At 31.2% G+C, this 21,258-nt stretch carries 23 protein-coding genes and 1 pseudogene; 1 reads left to right on the top strand and 23 read right to left on the bottom strand.

The annotated features are described in order from the left end of the window. Nucleotides 1-9 precede the first annotated feature (9 nt). Nucleotides 10-624 carry a hypothetical protein gene (locus N4A48_RS02440; RefSeq protein WP_293664086.1) on the bottom strand — a complete coding sequence of 205 codons (615 nt, stop codon included), beginning with the start codon at nucleotides 622-624 and terminating at the stop codon, nucleotides 10-12. Between the two features lie 184 nt (nucleotides 625-808). On the opposite strand from N4A48_RS02440, the gene N4A48_RS02435 reads away from it, so the two are divergent. After that, nucleotides 809-1,747 (top strand): hypothetical protein, encoded by a 939-nt coding sequence (locus N4A48_RS02435; protein WP_293664085.1) that lies wholly within the window; start codon nucleotides 809-811, stop codon nucleotides 1,745-1,747. Here N4A48_RS02435 and N4A48_RS02430 read toward each other — a convergent pair. From N4A48_RS02430 to N4A48_RS02325, 22 genes and pseudogenes are all read right to left on the bottom strand, one after another. Then, nucleotides 1,744-2,148 carry a F0F1 ATP synthase subunit epsilon gene (locus N4A48_RS02430; RefSeq protein WP_293664084.1) on the bottom strand — a complete coding sequence of 135 codons (405 nt, stop codon included), beginning with the start codon at nucleotides 2,146-2,148 and terminating at the stop codon, nucleotides 1,744-1,746. The two genes, N4A48_RS02435 and N4A48_RS02430, sit on opposite strands and share 4 nt — an antisense overlap. 6 nt (nucleotides 2,149-2,154) lie before the next feature. Then, nucleotides 2,155-3,552 carry a F0F1 ATP synthase subunit beta gene (gene atpD, locus N4A48_RS02425; protein ID WP_293664083.1) on the bottom strand — a complete coding sequence of 466 codons (1,398 nt, stop codon included), beginning with the start codon at nucleotides 3,550-3,552 and terminating at the stop codon, nucleotides 2,155-2,157. Between the two features lie 12 nt (nucleotides 3,553-3,564). Then, nucleotides 3,565-4,410 (bottom strand): ATP synthase F1 subunit gamma, encoded by an 846-nt coding sequence (gene atpG / locus N4A48_RS02420; protein ID WP_293664082.1) that lies wholly within the window; start codon nucleotides 4,408-4,410, stop codon nucleotides 3,565-3,567. A gap of 27 nt (nucleotides 4,411-4,437) precedes the next feature. Next, nucleotides 4,438-5,940, bottom strand: a complete 1,503-nt coding sequence (gene atpA, locus N4A48_RS02415) for a F0F1 ATP synthase subunit alpha (protein ID WP_293664081.1) — start codon at nucleotides 5,938-5,940, stop codon at nucleotides 4,438-4,440. Between the two features lie 16 nt (nucleotides 5,941-5,956). Next, nucleotides 5,957-6,499, bottom strand: a complete 543-nt coding sequence (locus N4A48_RS02410; RefSeq protein WP_293664080.1) for a F0F1 ATP synthase subunit delta — start codon at nucleotides 6,497-6,499, stop codon at nucleotides 5,957-5,959. Then, entirely contained in the window at nucleotides 6,487-6,993 is a 507-nt protein-coding gene (atpF, locus tag N4A48_RS02405; RefSeq protein WP_293664079.1) for a F0F1 ATP synthase subunit B, read from the bottom strand. The genes N4A48_RS02410 and atpF overlap by 13 nt, the downstream gene beginning before the upstream one ends. Nucleotides 6,994-7,061: 68 nt before the next feature. Next, the gene (gene atpE / locus N4A48_RS02400) at nucleotides 7,062-7,319 is read right to left on the bottom strand and encodes an ATP synthase F0 subunit C (protein ID WP_293664078.1); all 258 of its coding nucleotides are present in this window, start codon (nucleotides 7,317-7,319) and stop codon (nucleotides 7,062-7,064) included. A 44-nt stretch (nucleotides 7,320-7,363) separates the two neighbouring features. Next, the gene (gene atpB / locus N4A48_RS02395; protein WP_293664077.1) at nucleotides 7,364-8,056 is read right to left on the bottom strand and encodes a F0F1 ATP synthase subunit A; all 693 of its coding nucleotides are present in this window, start codon (nucleotides 8,054-8,056) and stop codon (nucleotides 7,364-7,366) included. 1 nt (nucleotide 8,057) lies between these two features. Next, on the bottom strand, nucleotides 8,058-8,450 hold the full coding sequence (locus tag N4A48_RS02390) for an ATP synthase subunit I (protein WP_293664076.1): 393 nt from the start codon (nucleotides 8,448-8,450) through the stop codon (nucleotides 8,058-8,060). 4 nt (nucleotides 8,451-8,454) lie between these two features. Then, nucleotides 8,455-8,685, bottom strand: coding sequence for an AtpZ/AtpI family protein (locus N4A48_RS02385; RefSeq protein ID WP_293664075.1), 231 nt, complete (start codon nucleotides 8,683-8,685; stop codon nucleotides 8,455-8,457). A 268-nt stretch (nucleotides 8,686-8,953) separates the two neighbouring features. Continuing rightward, nucleotides 8,954-10,099 carry a non-hydrolyzing UDP-N-acetylglucosamine 2-epimerase gene (gene wecB, locus N4A48_RS02380; RefSeq protein ID WP_293664074.1) on the bottom strand — a complete coding sequence of 382 codons (1,146 nt, stop codon included), beginning with the start codon at nucleotides 10,097-10,099 and terminating at the stop codon, nucleotides 8,954-8,956. 11 nt (nucleotides 10,100-10,110) lie between these two features. Beyond that, nucleotides 10,111-11,148 (bottom strand): glycosyltransferase family 4 protein, encoded by a 1,038-nt coding sequence (locus N4A48_RS02375; RefSeq protein ID WP_293664073.1) that lies wholly within the window; start codon nucleotides 11,146-11,148, stop codon nucleotides 10,111-10,113. A gap of 21 nt (nucleotides 11,149-11,169) precedes the next feature. Beyond that, the gene (locus N4A48_RS02370) at nucleotides 11,170-11,658 is read right to left on the bottom strand and encodes a deoxycytidylate deaminase (RefSeq protein WP_293664072.1); all 489 of its coding nucleotides are present in this window, start codon (nucleotides 11,656-11,658) and stop codon (nucleotides 11,170-11,172) included. Nucleotides 11,659-11,962: 304 nt separating this feature from the next. Beyond that, on the bottom strand, nucleotides 11,963-14,002 hold the full coding sequence (locus N4A48_RS02365; protein ID WP_293664071.1) for a methyl-accepting chemotaxis protein: 2,040 nt from the start codon (nucleotides 14,000-14,002) through the stop codon (nucleotides 11,963-11,965). 529 nt (nucleotides 14,003-14,531) lie between these two features. After that, a complete protein-coding gene (gene upp / locus N4A48_RS02360; protein ID WP_293664070.1) occupies nucleotides 14,532-15,161 on the bottom strand; it encodes a uracil phosphoribosyltransferase in 630 nt (209 codons plus the stop codon). Between the two features lie 22 nt (nucleotides 15,162-15,183). Then, the gene (gene rpiB, locus N4A48_RS02355; protein ID WP_293664069.1) at nucleotides 15,184-15,633 is read right to left on the bottom strand and encodes a ribose 5-phosphate isomerase B; all 450 of its coding nucleotides are present in this window, start codon (nucleotides 15,631-15,633) and stop codon (nucleotides 15,184-15,186) included. A gap of 502 nt (nucleotides 15,634-16,135) precedes the next feature. Continuing rightward, nucleotides 16,136-17,173 carry an L-threonylcarbamoyladenylate synthase gene (locus N4A48_RS02350; RefSeq protein ID WP_293664068.1) on the bottom strand — a complete coding sequence of 346 codons (1,038 nt, stop codon included), beginning with the start codon at nucleotides 17,171-17,173 and terminating at the stop codon, nucleotides 16,136-16,138. 103 nt (nucleotides 17,174-17,276) lie between these two features. Then, on the bottom strand, nucleotides 17,277-18,347 hold the full coding sequence (gene prfA / locus N4A48_RS02345) for a peptide chain release factor 1 (protein ID WP_293664067.1): 1,071 nt from the start codon (nucleotides 18,345-18,347) through the stop codon (nucleotides 17,277-17,279). Between the two features lie 39 nt (nucleotides 18,348-18,386). Beyond that, nucleotides 18,387-19,232, bottom strand: coding sequence for a peptide chain release factor N(5)-glutamine methyltransferase (gene prmC, locus N4A48_RS02340; protein ID WP_293664066.1), 846 nt, complete (start codon nucleotides 19,230-19,232; stop codon nucleotides 18,387-18,389). Further along, entirely contained in the window at nucleotides 19,189-20,145 is a 957-nt protein-coding gene (locus N4A48_RS02335) for a DUF1385 domain-containing protein (RefSeq protein ID WP_293664065.1), read from the bottom strand. Before N4A48_RS02335 ends, prmC begins: the two co-directional genes overlap by 44 nt. 340 nt (nucleotides 20,146-20,485) lie before the next feature. After that, nucleotides 20,486-20,920: a hypothetical protein gene (locus tag N4A48_RS02330; protein WP_293664064.1), complete on the bottom strand. Its 435-nt coding sequence runs from the start codon at nucleotides 20,918-20,920 to the stop codon at nucleotides 20,486-20,488. A gap of 144 nt (nucleotides 20,921-21,064) precedes the next feature. After that, nucleotides 21,065-21,258: pseudogene (locus N4A48_RS02325) on the bottom strand (IS982 family transposase); the annotation flags it as partial.

The following is a 21,258-nucleotide window of genomic DNA, read 5'->3' as shown; positions in this document are numbered from 1 at the left end:
GCTACTTTCCTACTTCAAAAGCTTGTCATCTAATCTTTCCATATCTTTATGACCTAGTATAGAATGTATAAAATGATAAGTATTATTTACTTTTTTCTCTTCTTTTTCCTTATTTTCTCTGAGTTCATCTAATTCTTTTCTAAGCTTTGCTATTTTTCCATTGATCTCAGAAAGATTCGATTCCCCTTTATTTATTCTCTCATATGAATGCTTTACCGTTTCTCTCAAAAGATCTAAATTCTTTTCTTTTATTAACATAGGCATATCTTCTAACTTTTCAAATATAGTATCCATATTATCATTTATTTCTTCCATTTCCTGCTTTAGTCTATCTAATTCTTGTTCTGCCTTTATATTTTTGTTCTCATTCAACTCATTTGATATATATATTATCTTAGCCATAAGTTTAGGCTTTTTTGCCTGAATATCTAAAAGCTGTTTTTCTAAGATATTTTTCTCTTTGATTAATTCATTTAATTCTTTAATTTTTTTAGATATTGAATCATTTGATTCCATCTTAATAAGCTCTTTAAACGGCTCGTATTGGACTAACATAGGTACTTTATTTGTTTTTACTATTTTCTCAATTAAATCCATATCCAGTTTATTATTGCCAAATATCATATTCTTCCAACCTTCCCTTTTTAAATACCCTTATATTTATTATATCGTTAAAATAAATTTATATTTTAATAGTTTATAAAAGAAATTATTTCTATATAAATTTACTAAATAAAGTACAATAAGTCAATGAATCTATTGAATTATTTTTTATTGTTTGGAAAAAATAATTTCATGAGGTGATTTTATGAGAAAAATTATAAGTATACTACTATTCTTTGTACTTATTTTAAGTGGATGTGCAAAATCAGAAGAAAAAACACAGGAAAGTAGTCTTCCTAAGGAACCAAAGTCTTTGCAATCGTTGCAAGATAGTATATTGATTATAATGGCTAAGATAGATTTAATGCCAAGTATTAACGATGCTCTTGAAACTAGAAACAAGCTAATAGATACATCTCTTAAAAAAGAGAAAGAATTAGCTTCATTAAGTGAATCTAGGTTGCCTGAAAAAGACAAGCAAAAAACACCTGAAGACATGGAAAAGGATAAAGTTAAACTATCTAGCCATATAGTTAATACAAACATATATCAGTCTTTATTAGCAGAAGATATACAAGATATAAATAAATTAGAAAAAGATCCGCTTAAATTCAAGCTTGAAGAATACTGGCTTGGTATAAATAAGGACTTAGTAGATATTCATAAAAATTGGAATAACCTTCAAGCAAGTATGATTGTAGTTTCTGCTGATCCTGAATACATCAAAAGCTTTGAAACAAATTTAAATTCATTAACAGATTCAATTGCTCAATACAACATATTCGATTCTCTAATATACTGCAATAATATGACTAAATATATGTCCTCTTTTAGACAGTATTTTAAAACTTACATTAATACCGATATTGATGTTGCAAAGTATTCTATAAGAAAAGCAGTACTTTTATGTGATATGGAAAACTATGAAGAAGCATTAGCAACAGTAAGCAAAATTTCAGAACTTTTAAATTCAAAAAACGAAACATATTCTAAACAAAAAGAAAAATTTGCAAAACTTAAATATTCGATTCAAGCACTTGAAAAATCAATCGAGAGTAAAAATCTAAAATTAGTGCAAATAAATGCACCTATAGTTATATCTAATTTAAATGAATTCAAACAAAAAGAGACTAGTAAAAACTAGTCCCTTTTATTTGAAACCTCTATTCTATTAATCGCTTTTTTAAGATCAACTTTAGCAAGCTTCACTTCTTTTTCATCAGCAGATTTAATCTTTGCTTCGGCTTCTTCTTTAGCTTTATTAGCTCTTTGTACATCTATTTGATCAGCCCATTCAGCAGCTTCTGTTAATATAGTAGTCTTTTCCTTATCAACTTGGATAAACCCACCAGCAACAGATGCTTCTCTAAATGAACCATCTTTTTTAAGTTTTAATACTCCTATATCTAGTGGTGCTACGTAACTTGCATGATTCTTAAGTATACCAACATCACCGTTTATAGTTCTAACAACTACCATTTGGGCAGTACCTTCAAAAAACTTTTTATCGGGAGTAACTATTTCTACAGAAAATTCTCCTGCCATGTTTATCTACTCTCCCTTCTTAGCTTTTTCAATTGCCTCTTCTATAGTACCAACATAAAGGAAAGCTGATTCAGGTAAGTTATCATGCTTACCATCAAGTATTTCTTTAAATCCTCTTACAGTTTCTTTAAGAGATACATATTTACCTTCCATACCAGTAAACTGCTCAGCAACACTGAATGGTTGAGATAAGAAGTTTTGAATCTTTCTTGCACGAGCAACAGCCATTTTATCTTCATCAGATAATTCGTCCATACCAAGTATAGCAATTATATCTTGAAGTTCTTTATATCTTTGAAGAACAGATTGAACTCTACGAGCTACATCATAATGCTCAGCTCCAACAACATTTGGATCTAGTATTCTAGATGTTGAATCAAGTGGATCAACCGCAGGGTAAATACCACGAGATGCTATATCTCTTGATAAAACTGTCTTAGCATCAAGATGGGCAAATGTTGTAGCTGGTGCCGGGTCAGTTAAGTCATCGGCTGGAACGTATACTGCTTGAACAGATGTGATAGAACCCTTCTTAGTAGATGTTATTCTCTCTTGAAGAGCACCCATCTCTGTAGCTAGTGTTGGTTGGTATCCAACTGCAGATGGCATACGTCCTAATAGTGCAGAAACCTCAGATCCTGCTTGAGTGAAACGGAATATATTATCAACGAATAATAATACATCTTGTCCTTCTTGATCTCTAAAATATTCAGCCATAGTAAGTCCTGTAAGCGCAACTCTCATTCTCGCTCCAGGTGGCTCATTCATCTGACCATAAACTAGAGCAGTCTTATCGATAACTCCAGACTCAATCATTTCGTTATAAAGGTCATTACCTTCTCTAGTTCTCTCTCCAACTCCAGCAAATACTGAAAGTCCACCATGTTGAGTAGCTATATTGTTGATAAGCTCCATTATAAGAACTGTTTTACCAACTCCTGCTCCTCCGAACAGACCAATCTTTCCACCCTTTGCATAAGGAGCTATAAGGTCAACTACCTTGATTCCTGTTTCAAGAATTTCAGTAGAAGTCTCTTGATCTTCAAAAGAAGGGGCTTCTCTATGTATTGGTAACTTCGGAGAATCAGTAGGAGCAGGCTTGTTATCAACAACCTCTCCAAGTACATTGAATATTCTTCCTAATGTACCTTTTCCAACAGGAACAGATATAGGTGCTCCTGTATCTACAGCATCAATACCTCTAACAAGTCCATCTGTTGAACTCATGGCGATACACTTAACAGTGTCATCCCCTATATGTTGAGCTACCTCTGCCACTATTCTATTTCCATTGTATTCTACTTCAATCGCATTTAGTAGGTTTGGTAAGTTTTCACTACTAAACTTTATGTCTAGCACGGGTCCGATAATTTGAACCACTTTACCTATATTCTTTTCTGGCATTTTCATACCTCCTTATTTTAACGCCTCTGAACCTGCAACTATCTCTGATATCTCTTGAGTTATAGATGCTTGTCTTGCTCTATTGTATTGTAATTCTAATTTAGAAATCATCTCATCTGCATTATCAGTAGCAGATTGCATAGCAGTTCTTCTAGCTCCTTGTTCAGACGCAGAAGATTCAGCTATACCTCCATATATAGATCCTTCCATAAACTTAGGAACTAAATACTCAAGTACCTCTTCTTCACCTGGGTCAAACTCTATCATCTCACCTTTTGTACCTTCTTTATCTTGCTCAAAAGAAAGCGGAAGTAATTTTAATACCTCTGGTGTTTGAGTTAAAGTTGATTCAAATTTAGTATACACAAGATATACTTCATCGATTTCTTCCTTTGCATATGCCTCAAGTGCAATATCTGCAATTTTTCTAGCATCTGTATAAGTTAAATCTTCAACTCCAGTGAATTTATCTAAAATATTATAGCCTCTTTTGTTAAAGAAATCTATAGATTTTTTACCAACAGCTATAATACTTTCTTTTTTATGTTCCATATGGTTTATTGCAGTCTTTAAGACGTTTGAGTTGTATCCACCAGCAAGACCTCTATCTCCTGCTATAACTATATAGCATTTATTAGACGAGTCTCTTTGCTCTAAGTATATACTTTGAACCCCTTTAGCACTTTTAGCTATCTTTTCTATAGTAGCATAAAGAGTTTCAAAATATGGCTTAGTAGCTTGTGCTTGTTCTTTAGCTTTTTTTAACTTAGCTGATGAAACAAGCTCCATAGCTTTAGTTATTTGCTTAGTGTTACCAACACTTTTTATACGTCTTTTAATATCCTTCATTCCAGCCATATTATTTCACCTCCTGTTTAAAGAGGATTACTCTTCAATTTTAAATCTTTTTTTGAATTCTGTTATGGCACTTTCTAATCCCTCTTTGTAATCTTTTCCATTAAGGATATCTTTACCTATTTGTGGGTAATTTTCATCCATAAACTTGTAGAATTCGCTTTCAAATCTTCCTATTTCACTAACAGGAATATCAGTTAAGAATTTGTTAGTTACAGCATATATAATCATAACTTGTTTCTCAACATCTATTGGGTCATTCTCACCTTGCTTTAGCATTTCAACAACTCTTTCCCCTTGAGCAAGTCTTGACTTTGTATCCTCATCGAGGTCTGATCCAAACTGAGCAAATGCTTGAAGTTCTCTATATTGTGAGTAAGTAAGTTTTAATGTACCTGCAACCTTTTTCATAGGTTTAATTTGCGCACTACCTCCAACCCTTGATACTGATATACCAGGGTTAACAGCAGGTCTAACTCCCGAGTTGAAAAGCTCAGTCTCTAGGAATATCTGTCCATCTGTTATAGATATTACGTTTGTAGGTATATAAGCCGAAACGTCTCCTGCTTGAGTTTCAACTATTGGAAGTGCAGTTATAGAACCTCCGCCTAACTCATCAGATAATTTAGCTGCTCTTTCTAGTAATCTTGAGTGTAAGTAGAATACATCTCCTGGATATGCCTCACGTCCTGGTGGTCTTCTAAGAAGAAGTGACATTGCACGATATGCAACCGCATGCTTAGATAAATCATCATAAACTATTAAAACATGTCCACCATTATACATAAACTCTTCTGCTATTGCACAACCAGCATATGGTGCCATATATTGAAGTGGAGCAAGCTCAGATGCTGTAGCTGATACTATAGTAGTATAATCCATAGCGCCGTTAGACTCTAATCTATCCATTATTTGAGCAACTGTAGAACGCTTTTGTCCTATAGCTACATATATACATTTAACATTTTTACCTTTTTGGTTGATTATAGTATCTAGTGCAACAGAAGTCTTACCAGTTTGTCTATCTCCGATGATAAGCTCTCTTTGCCCTCTTCCTATTGGAATCATAGAATCTATCGCCTTGATACCAGTTTGAAGTGGCTCATGAACTGATTTCCTAGATATTATACCAGAAGCTACAGACTCTATAGGTCTAAACTTATCACTAGCTATAGGTCCTTTTCCATCTATAGGTTGTCCTAGTGCATTTACAACTCTACCAGATAGAGCCTCTCCTACTGGAACCTCAACTATTCTTCCAGTTCTTTTAACAGTGTCGCCCTCTTTTATATTTTCTTCAGAACCAAGTAAAACGGCTCCTACAGATTCTTCCTCTAAGTTTAATGCCATTCCATAAATCTGACCTGGAAACTCTAAAAGCTCTCCTGCCATACACTTTTCAAGTCCATGAACTCTAGCTATACCGTCCCCAACTTGAGTAACTGTACCAACATCAGTCAGTTCTAATTTATTTTCATACTTTTTTATTTGTTCTTTTATAATTGAACTAATTTCTTCCGGTCTTAAATTCATGGGTTTCACCGCCCTTCTACGCTATTATTTGAGATAACTGATCTTTTAATTTTTCTAAACGAGTTTTTATAGTTCCATCTATTTCTTCATTACCCATCTTAACTAAAACTCCACCTATAACACTAGAATCAACTTCATTTTTAAGTGTTATATTCTTACCTTTAGTCTCAGAAAGCTTTTGTTTAAGATTATTTAAATCTTTTTCGCTCATAGGTACTGCTGTTATAGCAACAGCTTCTAAGATGTTCTCTTTCTCATTAATCAAAGTTTTAAACTCAGTAAATATCTCGTCTATAATTCCTATTCTATCCTTATCTATTAAAACTTTCAAAAAGTTCATCATTTCCAAAGAAGCCTTATTATCATAAATTTTTTCAACTAATGCTTTTTTCTCTTCTTTAGAAATTAAAGGAGCTCTAAGTATCTTTAAAAAGTCTTCATTTTCGTTGAAAAGATCTACTATAACCTTTAACTCATCGTTTAGGGCAGCAGTAGTTCCCTCTAAAACTCCAACTTCGAATAAAGCATTAGCGTATCTACTAGCAACTAATTTTGCCATTTAGCTTCGCCTACCTCTTCTATAAAATCTCCTATCAATTTATCATGTTTAGCTCCATCTATATCAGTTTCTATAACTTTAGAAGCTGCTAAAATTGCTAGAGATGATATATCATCTTTAAGCTCATTCATAACCTTTTGTTTTTCTCTTTGAATCTCTCTATTAGCTCTTTCTTTTAATTGAACAGTTTCTTCTTGAGCTGACTTGATTATTTCATCTGCTCTTTCCTCAGCTCTCTTTGAACCATTCTTAACTATTTCTTGAGCCTCTTCTTTAGCCGAATTTATCTTTGATTCATATTCAGCTTTAAGTTCTTCACCTTTTCTAACTGCTTCCTCTGCATCTTTATAAGATCCTTCAACTTCAGCAGTTCTTTTTGCCATAAATTCTGTAGTGGGTTTGAATAATAACTTCTTAAGTATTAAATACATTATAAATGTATTTACAAGTTGAAATACAAAATCCCAGTCTAAACTTACAAAGCTTTTGTACATCATAATCCTCCCTTCTGCTAATCGCTCCACTTTCTTTAATTAGGAGATGAGTTCATCTCCTATTTTTATTATCCTAAAAGATTCATTAGTGGATTAGCAAATAAAAGAAGCATTGCTATAACTAGACCATAGATACCTGTTGACTCTGCAACCGCTGCTCCTAAAAGCATAGTCTTTATTATATCTCCTTGTGCTTCTGGTTGCTTTCCAACAGCCTCTGCACCTTTACCTGCAGCAAATCCTTGTCCTATACCTGCTCCTATACCTGCTATCATTGCTAAACCTGCTCCTATAGCTGATCCTGCTAAAACTATCGCTTTTTCCATTTTAAATTCCTCCTAATCATTTTTATGTATTTTCTATATAATTTTTAATCAATAGCACTTGAAACGAAAACCATTGTAAGCATTATAAATATAAATGCTTGAAGCACTCCAGAGAATAAGTCAAAATAAATATGAAGTACTGATGGAATACCTACCTGAAGTATTGGTATACCTATTCCTATCAAACCACTTAAATACGCAAGTAGTTGATATAAAAGCATCATTATAACCATACCTCCTGTAATATTACCAAAAGGACGGAAACTTAATGATATTGGATTTGCAAGTTCCCCAACTATATTAAGAGGTAACATAGCTGGTATTGGCTCTAGGAACCCTTTTAAATATCCTCCTAAACCTTTGCTCTTAACTCCATTATATTGAACCATACCAAATGTTATAATAGCCCAAGCTAAAGTAGTATTAAGATCAGTTGTTGGAGATCTAAGACCTAGTAATCCTATAAGATTGGAACACATAAAAAATAAGAATAGACTTCCTATATAAGGAGCAAACCTCATTTTATCTTCTCCCATAGTTTGTTTTACTATAGAGTATAATCCATCTACAAGTAATTCTACAAAATTTTGAAATCCTTTTGGAACCTTATTAAACTTTCTAGTTCCAAAATACGCAAATAATGTAAGCCCAATCATAATAATCCATGTTGTAGTTACTGTCTCACTAACATGTATACTTGTATTGGGAATTGTAAACATAATTTTAGGACCGTTCATTTTACGCCTCCTTTCCTCTAATAATTTTTTCTATGCCAAATAGATTTACAATCAATATACTAATTTTAGGTAAAAGTAAACCTATAATGGTTCCTATGATATTTATATATGTACCTTTTAAAGATATAATCAATACAAAGGCTGTTATAATAAGCCTTACAATATACCTTGAAAGAACATACCCTTGTGCATTTCCTGGATTCATAGTTACAGCTTTTTCCAAGGTAAGCGACAACAGTCTAAGATTTAATATTGAAAAAATACTGCCAAATGCAAGTCCACATAGAAGTTCCTTCGAAAAAGTATGTGTTAAAAAAGCAACGATAACTATAAAGACAAATACTATAACCATCACTTTTATTATGTTAAGAATCATTTCCATTGTCGATTTCAAAGGATCACTTCCTTTTTTTTATAACTGATATAGCTATTTTGTAAGCATTTATAAAGCCAGCTCCAATGCCTAGTAAAATTAATATGATAAAAAAAATAGGTCCTGTATTGAATTTTCTGTCTATTAAACTTCCTAGATAACTACATATGAGAATTGGAACTACCATATATATACCTATTTGAGATACTAGACTCAAATAAACTACAGCGTCAAACCATTTATTCTTTTTACTCATATTTATACTCCTATATTTCGTCGATTTTTGTTAATTTAAAAACTATTATGTATAACAATCCATTTTCTATAGAACCTTTTAATCAAGATTATATAACAATATTACTACATTTTTCAATGAAAACATTTTCCCAATTTCATAAATCTAAATTTTGAGTATATTTGAGATAGAATTCGCCCATATATCTATTATATAATTAGGCGGATTAAAAATCAAATTTAATGCAATCTTTTTCATAAGTCAAATTCAGTCTTTTTTGGTTATTAACTTAAAAATCCTTCGTTTTTTCTACGTTTCCTCCATAATTCGCTATTAAATACTCAATTATTCTATCGCATGCTTTACCATCTCCGTATGGATTTACTGCATTTGACATTTTAGAGTATTCTTCTTGATTTCTTATTAGTAGATTTGTCGATTTATAAACTTCTTCTTCATCAACTCCTACAATTTTTGCAGTTCCAGCCTCTACAGCTTCTGGTCTTTCAGTTTCACATCTCAAAACTAAAACAGGCTTTCCAATAGCAGGAGCCTCTTCTTGTATGCCTCCAGAATCAGTAAGTATTATATCTACTTTATTCATTAAGTTTGCAAAAGGTTCATAATCAAGCGGTTCTATTAAATGTATTTTTTTAACATCTCCCATTATGGATTTTGCACAATCTCTGACTTTAGGATTTAAGTGCATTGGAAATATTACCTCTACATTATCATTATCCTGAACAACTCTTTTAATAGCCTTAAATATATCCTCCATAGGCTTACCCCAGTTTTCTCTTCTATGACAAGTTAAAAGTATCACTTTATTTTTTTCATAGTCTATATCATCTATGTCTTTATTATTAAATTTGTAATCTTTATTTATTACGGATAAAAGTGCATCTATAACAGTATTTCCAGTTACACATATTTTATCCTTGTCTATATTTTCTTTTAATAAATTCTCTTCATTTCCAATAGTAGGTGCAAAATGAATAGAAGATATCATACCTGTAAGCTTTCTATTCATTTCCTCAGGATACGGAGAGTATATATTGCCACTTCTAAGTCCAGCTTCTACATGCCCTACTGGCACTTTGTTGTAAAAAGCTGCTAAGGAAGCAGAAAAAGTAGTTGTAGTATCCCCATGAACCAGTAAAATATCAGGTCTATCATTAGCAATTACACTTTCAAGTTCCTTTAAAACTCTATTAGTAACATCTGTTATAGTTTGACCATGCTTCATAATATTCAAGTCATACTTAGGTTTTATATCGAATATTTCAAGCACTCTATCCAGCATTTCTCTATGTTGAGCAGTTACACAAACTATAGATTCTATTTTTTTATTTTGCTCCATTTTTTTAACTAAAGGAGCCATTTTTATAGCCTCTGGTCTTGTTCCAAATACAGTCATAACCTTTACTTTGTTCATTTCAAATCCCCCTATTTAAACTCACCATCTTCTGGTGATAAAAGCTTTAATCTAACTATTCCGTAGTATATAAAAAGTGCATCTGATATAAGTATAATAGTTGATTCAAAGAAATTACTCTCAGATATTAAAACAGCACTAATTCCTAAAAATAAGCTTATTCCATAAAGTATGAGAACAGTTTTTCGTTGAGATAATCCTCTACTTAAAAGCCTGTGATGAAGATGTCCTTTATCAGCCTGCATTATAGGTTTTCCACTTAATTTTCTTCTTATTATAGCAAATGTAGTATCAAATATAGGTATACCAAGAGCGAGTACTGGTATAAATATTGCAAGAGCTGCAGCTGATTTTATAGCTCCTTGTATAGATATAACAGCTAATATGTATCCAAGAAATAAAGACCCAGTGTCCCCCATGAATATTTTGGCAGGATTAAAATTGTAAGGCAAAAATCCAATAGCAGACCCTGCTAAACACATCAAAAGTATAGCTGATGTTTGTTGATTATTAGCAAAAGCCACAAAAGCTAGTGTAATTGCAGCTATTGCAGATACTCCAGCAGCTAACCCATCTAAGCCATCTATTAAATTAACAGTATTAGTTATACCCACTATCCAAAATATAGTCACAGGAACAGATAATACTAATCCTAGTTGTGTTATTCCACTTTGAGTAAATGGATTTGTTACCCACTCAACTCTAACTCCACAAACAACAACTATTACAGCTGCTATTAACTGACCTAAAAGCTTTGTCTTTGCTCCTATTTCATTTAAATCATCAATTATCCCCATACAAACTATAACAAGACTTCCAAGTAATATCCCTATTATCTCCTTGTTTATATGTACAATAAATATGCTAGTTAAGAAAAACCCTAAAAATATCGCAATCCCACCAAGTCTTGGTATAGGATCCTTATGTACTCTTCTATCATCCTTTGGTATATCTATAGCGCCTATTTTATGTGCAAGCTTAATAGCAAGTGGTGTTGAAAAATAAGATATTCCAAACGATAAAATAATCGCAATAATAATCTGACTCATATTTTCACCTCTTTAAGTATTTTAATATCCCATATCATCAGTTAAAGAATCATCATTTTCTATCCATTCATTTACTTGTATAATTCTAAAATTTTGATTAGTTTCTCTTATTATTACTTTTTCTATACCAGAATTTAATATAAGTCTTTTACACATAGTACATGAATTGGCATTTTTAACAAGTTCATTAGTCTTCATATCTTTTCCAACTAAATAAAGATTTCCCCCAATCATATCTCTTCTACTTGCAGATATAATACAATTAGCTTCTGCATGAACACTTCTACACTTTTCATAGTTTTGCCCTCTTGGAATATTCATTTTCTCTCTTAAGCAATATCCCATATCGCTGCAATTTTTTCTTCCTCTAGGAGCACCACTATAACCTGTAGATATTATCTCATCATTTTTGACAATAATAGCTCCATAATTGCGTCTAAGGCAAGTTCCTCTTTCAAGAACTGATCTTGCTATATCTAAATAATAGTTATGTTTATCTCTTCTATCCATAGATTTTCCTCCATTACTCCTAAAAATCATACTCATGCTATCTTTATTATATTATTTATATTAAATATGTACAAGTTAATTAAATTTTATATAAATAAAAAAATTCGTCTACTCGCTAACGCAGTGACTCATGTCGCCAACGATTCTTACAGGCTCCGTTGCTTAAAAATGGTTCCAAATATAGCCTTTTCATCAATATTATCCATAGATTCAAAATCATATAATATCCTATATCATAAAAAATCTAACCCACATACCTAAATATAGGATTTAGTGGGTTAGATTTTTTTTAGAAATAACTTTTTTATAACTTAAACTTCGAAATATTTTCCTGTAATTCTCTTGCTAATTCAGATAGATTTTCACTAGAATTAGCGATTTCATCAACAGAGGCTGATTGTTGTTGTGTTGATGCAGATGCTTCTTCTGTGCTAGCTGCATTTTCCTCAGCTATAGCTGAAAGAGACTGTATAACATCAAGAACATTTGACTTTCTATTTTCCATTTTTTCCACAGAGGTACTCATTTTTTCTATAGAGTTTTCTGATTCATCAATTGATATAGCAATTTCCTTATATTTATTTTCAATATTAATTACACTCTGAGCTTGTTCTTGACCAATATCCTTTACTTTCTTAATTATACCAACAGCATTTGAAGAATTTGTTATTAGTTCATTTACTACATTATCAATCTCTTTTGTTGAACTAGTAGATTCTTCTGCTAATTTTCTTATCTCATCCGCAACTACTGCAAAACCTCTTCCAGATTCACCCGCTCTTGCTGCTTCAATCGCTGCATTCAGTGCTAATAAATTAGTTTGTTCTGCAATAGATGCAATAACCTGACTTGCATTTCCTATTTTTTGTGAACTTTTATTCGTTTCTCTTACAACTTCAAATATTTCACTAGCTGCCTGTCCTCTTTCTTTTGTTTTATCTGTAAGATCCTTTATAATTACTAAACCTTCTTCTACTAAATTATTTACCTTTTCTGATGAAGTACTTAAATCATTCATATATATTTGATTCTCTTTAATTAAATTCCCTAAATCATTCATTTTTTCAGCACCAGTTTCTGTATCCTCAGCCTGCTGCATAGCTCCTACTGCCAATTCCTCAATAGTTTTTGACACTTCTGTTGACCCAATTGCTACTTGTTGAGATGTAGCTGTTAATTCTTCTGAAGACGCTAACACTTGAACAGATACATTCTGTACTTTTTTAATTAATTGAGTAAAGTTATCTTCCATTGTTTCTAGTGCCCTTGCTATTTCTCCTGTCTCATCTTTTCTTTTTAAGAATTTAGCTACTTCACTATTTTCATCAAAAGTAAGATCATATCTTGATAACTTTACAATAATATTCGAAATAGCAGTTATTGATTTTATTATATATCTACTATTGTAATAAAGAACAGCAAATATAATTAATACCCCAATAATATTAATAATTATCATAACATATATCATATGATTAGTTTTTTTCATCAACTCATTTATAGGCACTATTGTTGTATAAGACCATTTTAAATTCGAATCCTCAAACTCAATAGGTGTATAGAATTTATAAACTTCCGTTTTCACACTAGTTGAAAATGACTTATTCATAAAACTTTCACCCTTGCTAATCTTTCCCAAATATTGTTTTCCTAAATCTCCTTCAAATTCCTCTCCAATTTTGCTTACTCTTTCTTCTTCTGGATGTGCTAAAACCATTCCTTTATCATTAATTAATCTTCCAAATCCACTATCAAATAACTTTACAGATGAATTGATTAAAGTAAGCTGCTCTAAAGATATGTCTACTCCAGCTACCCCATAAAACTTACCATCAATTATTATTGGTTCACAAAATGTAATCGTTGTTACTTTTTCTCCATTTATTTCATATGTAGTCGGATCAGTAATATAGCTTTCTTTAGTTTGCTTTGGTATATCATAATACTTTTTTCCTTCTATATTTTCACAATATGATAGTTCTAAATTTTCTCCTTTTCTAGACCATAATGGAATAAATCTACCTGTATTATCATTCCCAAGCTTATTTATATAGTTATTATCTTCATTATCGAATGCATTAGGCTCCCAAGTAGCCCAGCAATACATATAATTATCATTGTGTTCCATTTTTTCTTTTAATACCTCAATAACAACATCTCGATTTGTTCCACCACTTTTTTTCATATTTTTCAATATAATTGCAATTTCTTCAGCTTCATGCTTAGCATCATCAAGAATTTCTTCCATTTCACTAGATATCTTATCTGTCTTCATTGCAATATTTTCAATACTATTTTCCTTTACACTAGTATACGTATTTGTAATCAAATATAACATTATCATACTAGATATAAGTGCTAAAAAACCTAAATTTAAAAATATAAGTCTTGTTTTAAGTTTAATTTCAATCCCCTCCTCATGTTATTTTTTTACAATTATTTTATATTTATATATTACCTTATTTATATTGAAATGTCCATTTTTTAACAACATTTTAATCTTTTAGACTTTCCTATTTTTTTATTTACTATATTCCTATAGCATCAACAACTGATTTCATTAATCAAAATATAAAAAAGCAACAAACAAGCGTACCAAAATTAAGCTTCCATGTTTGGTACAACTGTTCGTCGCTTATATATTTATTCTTATCATAGTATTTTTTGCATAATAAAAACACGCACCGATGGCTCCCATCATGATTCCTCCCTTCCTGGTCTCTCGTACCAATTTAAAGGTCTACATGAGCATGTCGATTCTTGTATAATTTTGCCTTGTAAATAATAACATATATTTTGTTCCAATCTCAAATACTACTTTAATTATATTCCTATAGATAAAAAAGAGTGTGTCATATGACACACTCAAATTACTACTTAGTACCGTATAATCTATCTCCAGCATCTCCAAGACCTGGAACTATATATCCGTGATCATTTAATTTTTCGTCAATAGATGCTACATATATATCTACATCTGGATGGCATCTTTCAACTTCTTCTATTCCCTCCGGACAAGCCACTAGGTTCACAAGCTTAATATATTTAGCTCCTTGCTTCTTTAAAACATCAATGGCTGCAACTGCAGAACCACCTGTAGCAAGCATAGGATCTACTACTATAAATTCTCTATCCTCTATATCAGCAGGGAATTTTGAATAGTATTCAACTGGTTTTAAAGTCTCTGGATCTCTGTAAAGTCCTACATGTCCAACCTTAGCAGCTGGAACTAGCTCAAGTATTCCATCTACCATTCCAAGACCCGCTCTTAATATAGGAACTATACCTAATTTTTTTCCCGAAATAACCTTAGACTTAGTTTTTGTAACTGGAGTTTCTATTTCAACTTCCTCTAAAGCTAAATCTCTTGTTACTTCATATCCCATAAGCATAGAAACTTCTTTTACTAACTGTCTAAAATCCTTAGATCCAGTATTCTTATCTCTTATAAGAGTTAATTTATGTTGTATTAATGGATGGTTCATCATAACTACCTTTGACATTTTATTTCCTCCCTTTAAAAATCTATTTAGAATATTTTTTTTCTATTTCTGTTATCTTTGAAACTCTTCTTTGATGTCTATCTCCTTCAAATTCAGTGTTAATCCATGAATCTATAATTTCAAGAGCTAATCCTTTTCCAACAACTCTCTCTCCTATAGATATCATATTAGCATTGTTGTGAGCCTTAGACATCTTAGCTGAAAAAGTATCTGAAACAACTGCACATCTTATTCCTGGTACCTTATTAGCAGCCAAAGATATCCCTATTCCTGTTCCACAGCAAAGTATCCCTTCTTCAACTTCACCACTTTTCACAGCCTCAGCAACTTTAACTCCATAATCTGGGTAGTCAACAGAATCCAATGAGTCAGTTCCAAAATCAACAATTTCAAACTCACCTTGTAGGTGTTTTTTAATCTCTTCCTTTAAATTGTATCCACCATGATCACTTGCAATTCCTATTTTCTTCACTTGTGTTCACCTCCAAATTAATTTTTAAAGCCATTTTAATCGAATTAATTACAAACCTAATAATATTTCGACATATATTCTTATATTCCTTCTTTTTATTTTAATTTTTTATATTTTTTCTTTTTTTATTTTTTCCTTTAAATTTCATCCTTTATTTCTAATATTTTTGTCTTTTTGTCCTTTAATGTTTTTGTTTCTTCTTTTCTTTTTTTATACTCTTAAATTTGTATATATTTAAGGTTTTTGATTGACTCTGTATGCATATTCAAAAAATTATGATTATTAAAATGTTAGATAATGTTTTTAATATTTTACTATACAACTAGTATTACGACGTTTGAATATACGTTAAGAAAGTTCCTTGTCTGACCAACGGGAGTTCAGAACTTTTAGTATATTCAATAAGACGTAATGCTTAGTTGTATTAAAATATTCAATCCATTATCGGTATTTTAATAATCATAATTTTTCGCTCAAATACAGTAAATTTACAAATCAAATTCTATACAAATTTATACCCCGCCGCCTTTATTAAACGATTCATTATAGCTTGCCCAATTCCAACATTCTCAAAACTCTCTGAATATATAATATCTACACCTTTTTTATCCATTTCTCTTAAAGCCTTGAATAAGTTATAAGCTACTTCATTCAAATCTTCTCCAAGACCTATAACCTCACCTTTATATTTGTCTTTATTTTTATCAAGGCACATAATTCCTATTTTCTTTCCTTCTTTAATTCCTTCATCAACCAATTTATTTATTTTATCTATGTAGTCTTCATCATATTTTTTAACTATGAACACTTCTGCCTTTGGAGCATAGTGAGTGTATTTCATTCCAGGTGCCTTTGCAATTATGTTTTCGTTCTTTTCAAGTATTGCAGGGTCTATTACAACCTCTCCTAGAACCTCTCTTAAATCTTCTATTGTTACTCCACCAGGTCTTAATATCGTAGGTATATCTCCAGTTAAATCAAGAACTGTAGATTCAAGACCAACATTTGAATCTCCTCCAAGTATAATACCATCAACTCTACCATTCATCTCTTCATATACATTCTCTTCATCAGTAGGAGATGGTCTTCCAGATATATTCGCAGATGGACCTGCAACAAATACTCCACTCTCCTTTATAAGAGATATAGCTATCGGATGAGACGGCATTCTAACTGCAACTGTATCTAAGTTTCCGCTAGTAATAGACGGCACTATCGTTTTCTTTTTTAATACTATCGTTATAGGCCCTGGCCAAAATTTATCCATAACACTATAAACTCTTTCATCTATATTAGTAGCAATTTCGTGAATCTTTTCTTTATCAGCAATATGAACTATTAAAGGATTATCACTTGGTCTTCCTTTAGCCTCATATATCTTCTTGGCTGCTTTATCATTAAGTGCATCAGCACCTAGTCCATACACTGTTTCAGTTGGAAATATAACAGTCCCTCCATTTTTTAAGATTTTTCCAAATTCCTGTATTTTATCTATATCAATATTATTCTTGTCAATTTTGCAAACCAAAGTTTTCTTCAACTATCTCACCTCATCATAAGTATCAAGATATACTATTTAAAATATTCTTTCCTTAGAAAAAAAGTCCTAATATTATTCATAAGAATAATATAGGACTAATATTTTAGTTATTTACAGCCTTTAATTTTTCAGCTTGATCAACAGTTATAAGAGAATCTATCATCTCATCTAATTGTCCCTCTATAAAACTATCTAGCTTGTATAACGTTAAGTTTATTCTATGATCTGTAATTCTTCCTTGGGGGAAATTATAAGTTCTAATTCTCTCAGATCTATCTCCAGTTCCAACCTGACTCTTTCTTTCAGCTGCTATTTCTTTATGTTGTTCAGCTTGAGCCTTATCAAATAATCTAGCCTTTAATACCTTAAGAGCTTTTTCCTTATTCTTAAGCTGACTCTTTCCATCCTGACATGATACAACTTCTCCAGTTGGAAGATGTGTTATTCTTACAGCTGAGTCAGTAGTATTAACACTTTGTCCTCCGTTTCCTGAAGAACGGAAAACATCTATTCTTAAATCATTAGGATTTATTTCTATTTCAACATCATCAACTTCTGGTAAAACAGCAACAGTAGCAGTAGATGTATGTATCCTACCACCTGATTCTGTAGTTGGTATTCTTTGAACTCTATGAACTCCAGACTCATACTTAAGTCTTGAGTATGCTCCTTTTCCCTTTATAGAGAAAGAAACCTCCTTGTATCCACCAACACCTGTTTCATTGCTACTCATTAATTCTACTTTCCATCTTCTTGATTCTGCGTATCTACAATACATTCTAAATAAAGTTCCAGCAAATAGTGCAGCTTCATCTCCACCAGCTCCACCTCTTATCTCAACGATAACATCTTTTTCATCATTAGGATCTTTAGGAACAAGTAAAAGCTTAAGCTCATCTTCTATATTTGGTAAGTTTTCTTCAAGATCAGATAATTCCATCTTTGCAAGCTCTCTTAACTCTTCATCAGATTCTTCTTGAAGTATTTGCTTTGATTCTTCAATTCCAGCAACAGTTTCCTTATATTCTCTATACTTCATAACTATAGGTTCTATTTCCGCATGCTCTTTAATATATTTTTGCCATTCAGACTGTCTATTAATAACTTCTGGATCCCCAATCTTTTGGGTTAAATCTTTATACTTATCTTCTATAATTCCAACTTTATCAAACATAAGTTTCCACCTCTTTCAGTATATCAATTTTTCATTATATCAAATTTTCGTACCTATAACAACCCTTTGTATAGATGCCAAATCCTCTAATATTCTTATATTCTCGTATCCATTTTTTATCATTATATTTTTTACATCCTCCGCTTGATCATATCCAACTTCATAACCTAAGATTCCTTTATCTTTTATAAATTTAATAGAATCCTCAGTTATCTTTCTATAAAAATCAAGTCCATCTGCTCCCCCATCAAGAGCTAAAGAAGGTTCATAATCCTTAACATCAACATCAAGACAAGATATATCACTGCGTCTTATGTAAGGAGGGTTTGAAACTATTATATCAAATTTTATATTTTTATCTTCAATTGCCGAGAATACATTTGACTCTAAGAAAGTTATTTTATCTTCTACCTCATTATTCTTAGCATTAATTCTTCCAACTTCTAGAGCATCATATGATATATCAAGCGAATAAACCTTTGAATCTTTTACATATTTAGCTAAAGATACACTTATAGCTCCAGAACCCGTTCCAATATCTACAATTAAAGGATTGTCTATTTTCTTTGCCTGCTCTATAACATCCTCAACCAGTACTTCAGTATCTGGTCTTGGAATTAATACTCCTTCTTTAACAAAGAAATTAAGTCCCATAAACTCTTTATTTCCTATAATATAAGCCATAGGTCTTCCTTTTCTTCTTTGCTTTAAAAGAGCTTCAATTCTATTTTCATCCTTCTTAGAAATTTCTTCATCTAAATTGAGATGTATATATAATCTAGTAACATCAAGAACCTTACAAATACTAAGCTCAACATCAAGCTTTGCGGTAGTACTATTACTAAGCTCTCTTATCCACTTTTTCATCATCTGTCTTATAGTCATTTTTTATCACCTCTTCTTCAAGTGCAGCCTTTAGAGCACAAAGCGCCACCTCTAATTGATCATCATCTGGCTCTCTAGTCGTAATTCTTTGAAGCATCATACCAGGTAATGAAATAATTTTCACAAATATATTATCATACTTTCCAGCAATTTTTATAATCTCATAAGATATACCCGCTACAATAGGTATACATAACAATCTATATATAACTCTTAAAAACGGATTTGGCCATCCAAATAGAAAGTATATAGCCATAGATACAATCATAACTATAAACATAAAATTAGTACCACATCTTGGATGAAGAGTCGAAAATTTTCTTGCATTTTCCACTGTTAATTCAAGACCTTCCTCGTAACAATAAATAGATTTATGCTCTGCTCCATGATATTGGAATACTCTTTTTATATCCTTATTTAAAGATATAATAGATACATAAGATAAAAATATCCCTATTCTAACCAATCCTTCTGCAAAATTTAAAGCCATTACATTATCAGTAAATCGCTTTAATATACCACCTAAAAAAGTAGGTAATAATATAAACAGTAAAACAGAAAATACTAAAGCTATAAACATAGAGAAATATATTAATATATCATTTGTCCTATCCTTAAACTTATCCTCCAAAAACTTTTCAAATTTAGAGGGTTCAACCGCTTCCTCTTCGTCAAAAAACTGAGCAGAAAAATTAAGAGCTTTAATTCCTTCAACCATAGTTTCAAGAAGTATAAATCCACCTCTTAAAAACGGAACTTTATTAAACCCCTTATCGGCAACCCAACTTTTAATGCTTTTTTTATCTATTTCAATATCTCCATCAGATTTTCTAACAGCTACAGCTATCTTATTTTGATTCTTCATCATAACGCCTTCCATTACAGCTTGCCCTCCGACAATACTTTTACTCATAATCTCATCTCCTTTCCAAATATATATTATCATAAAAATATAAAGTTCGCACATACTGATGAAATCTATGAGTTAATTCATTAAAGACTGTTTACTTGAAAATAGTTGGTACTCTAGTTCTTTTATCAACGTTATTCATAGATTTAGAATCATATTAGTTTAATCCCAGAACAAATGACATTAAAATACCACTAGTGTGGTATTTTAATGTCATTTGTTTTTTAGTATACTTCATATATCTCCAATGCATTCATTAGCATGAAATAAGATAAAAACTTAGTTGTATTCGTGGTATTTTAATATATAGTTTTGATAACCCACTTATAAAATAAAGCTTACTCTATGCATTAACACTTTTCATTCTCTCATTCACAAGAGCTGCTATATCTTTATTTTCATTATTGAGATCCATCAAATACATAAAAGTTGAACCCTTATAAGGTATATTCTTCTTTATAACAGTATTTTCAAGACACTTTCTAAGAATTGCTATAATACAATCCTCATTATGATTTTCCTGACAGTTCTTGCAGTGAGCACAAGTATTAGCTATACCAGAGCATACTAAATCTTCTCCATAATATTTAAAATCATCACCTGGAATCATACTAGATGCACCCTCTATTTGTATAACTCCTTTAAGTTTTGAAAACTCTAATAGTCTTTTAGAATAACCAATCAAGCATTTTTTATTATTACAATCTTCGGTATTATAAAATGGACATTCCTCACATATATTATTCAGTATTTCTAAAGTATTTAAAATATCACTCATGAGATCCTCCTAATAAATATAATAGCATTCACTTTATTTTAATACGCTAACTTAATCTATTGTGCTAGTTGAAATTAATTTACTTAATATGATAAATTGATTTTAACAAAAAAATATCCTTTTAACTTCAAATGTATGGTTATATTATCCAAATGCTAAAGATTTAATTCTTGATATATCTTCATCTTTTCCAAGTAATTTATTTATAAAGAATGATATATTATGAGAAAGAATTTTTATCTTGATTCTAGTAATAAAGCCCCAGTATGACTTAGTTTTTACCTTATTTATATTTAACTGCTCAGATAATTGTGAAAAACTAGTCTCTATTCTTCTTC

The sequence above is a fragment of the Tepidibacter sp. genome, assembly GCF_025210165.1.
Classification (GTDB): Bacteria; Bacillota; Clostridia; order Peptostreptococcales; family Peptostreptococcaceae; genus Tepidibacter_A.
The sequence above is the reverse complement of the archived record's forward strand: the minus strand, read 5'-3'. Positions and strand labels throughout refer to the sequence as shown.